This window comes from Pseudoduganella sp. RAF19, from assembly GCF_052114165.1.
In the GTDB taxonomy this organism is placed as follows: domain Bacteria; phylum Pseudomonadota; class Gammaproteobacteria; order Burkholderiales; family Burkholderiaceae_D; genus Rugamonas.
On record NZ_JBFREF010000036.1, the window covers coordinates 1 to 476 of the forward strand.

The following is a 476-nucleotide window of genomic DNA, read 5'->3' on the forward strand; positions in this document are numbered from 1 at the left end:
ACTGTTAATTTGCATTGAAAGTTGACCCACCTTCCCCACGAATTTGCAACGGAATCTGACCCACGTTCGTAGCACAATTCTCCCTGTCCTTTCGACAGGAGATCGGAGTGATCGACGTGGCTTTATTAGGCATAATTCGACGCTGGCACCTTCGTGACCAGGTTCCTCTCCGGGAGATCGCCAGGCGACTGGGTATCTCTCGCAACACCGTCCGGCGATACCTACGGTCGGAAACCACGGAGCCCTCCTATGCGGAGCGGCGATCATCGAGTCTTTTAGACAAATATTCCGTGCAGCTGTCGGCCTGGCTCAAGGCAGAGGCAAGCAAACCCCGCAAGCAGCGGCGCAACTTGAAGCAGCTCCATTTGGAACTTAAGGAGTTGGGCTACGAAGGATCATATGACCGCGTGGCGGCATTTGCCAGGCAGTGGAAGGTGGGTCAATCGGAGTGGGTCAATTCTGCGAGCAAACGAACA

Annotated in this window: 1 protein-coding gene; it reads left to right on the top strand. The window is 54.6% G+C overall.

The features are described 5' to 3' along the window. Window positions 1-107: 107 nt before the first annotated feature. Window positions 108-476, top strand: a 369-nt coding sequence (locus AB4Z19_RS30480) for a helix-turn-helix domain-containing protein (RefSeq protein ID WP_182167781.1), incomplete at its 3' end; no start/stop codon positions are given.